1 protein-coding gene is annotated in these 1,165 nt (G+C 39.4%); it reads left to right on the plus strand.

Going from position 1 to position 1,165, the window contains the following annotated elements; translation table 11 throughout:
* Window positions 1-927 (plus strand): IS110 family transposase (locus H4J63_RS19745; protein ID WP_182198100.1); only part of this gene is annotated, 927 nt, incomplete at its 5' end.
* Window positions 928-1,165 lie beyond the last annotated feature (238 nt).

Here is a 1,165-nt window from a genome sequence, read left to right on the forward strand (position 1 = left end):
AAAATGTTAAAGCGTGCGCAAGTGTTATCTTTTTTCCAACAACACACTACGTGTTTAGTTGCTTTAGAGGCCTGTGCAACTTCTCATTTTTGGGCTCGAGAAATCAGAAAATGTGGTCATCAGATAAAGCTTATTCCACCTCAGCATGTAAAAGCCTTCTTAGTTGGCAATAAAAATGATTATAACGATGCTTTAGCAATTAGCGTTGCTTCAAAACAACATCATATTAAGAGTGTCTGTATAAAATCAGTTGAGCAACAAGATAACCAAGCACAGCACAAAGCGAGAGAATTAGCGGTCAGACAAAGAACGGCACTATGCAATCAAATCCGAGGCTTAACTGCTGAATACGGAATTATTTTAAATCAGGGTGTAAACACAATACGCAAAAGTATCCCCCTAATTTTAGAAGATGAAAATACCGGATTATCAGGCGCATTTAAAGCGGTACTAAAGCAGTTAGAAACACAATTGAGTAACTTAGACAGCTGCATTGAAACTTACAGTACATTAATAGTTGAAACAGCAAAAAATAATGATATTTGCCAACGGATCCAAACAATACCTGGATTTGGTCCTATGGTATCAAGCGCCTATTTCAATGAAGTTGGAAATGGCAGTAACTATAAAAGAGGCCGCGATGTTTCAGCGTCTTTAGGTATCGTTCCGCGTCAACACAGTAGTGGCGGAAAAGATACTTTACTTGGGATAAGTAAGCGAGGAAATAGCTACTTAAGGTGCCTGTTGATCCAAGGAGCAAAAGCGGTTGTCTCAAGAGCAAAAACGAAGAATGATAAATTAAGTCAATGGATAAACCGACTGGTTCAAACTCGAGGGCATAATCGAGCATGTGTAGCTTATGCCAACAAGATGGCGAGAATGGCTTGGGCTATTAGCGCTTCAGGTGAGAGTTACTCACCCGTATAAATACTCTTCAAAGAATTGCGTAAGTGGCTAAAACGATGACATAACAGGTCAAACCTGCATATTGAAAACCTATAGAGTTCAGTGGTAGTAAATACCGATAACCTGATCAGGACAATATGCGCGGATTACATCAAGGTCAGAAGTAATAATCTTCACTAAAAGACCGTATATATGACAGCAAACCTGTCCCTGCTATCGTTGAATGACACCTTGCAATACTGGAGGAGACCATATATGA

It is taken from the genome of Pseudoalteromonas sp. 5Ae-yellow, from assembly GCF_014077565.1.
In the GTDB taxonomy this organism is placed as follows: Bacteria; Pseudomonadota; Gammaproteobacteria; order Enterobacterales; family Alteromonadaceae; genus Pseudoalteromonas.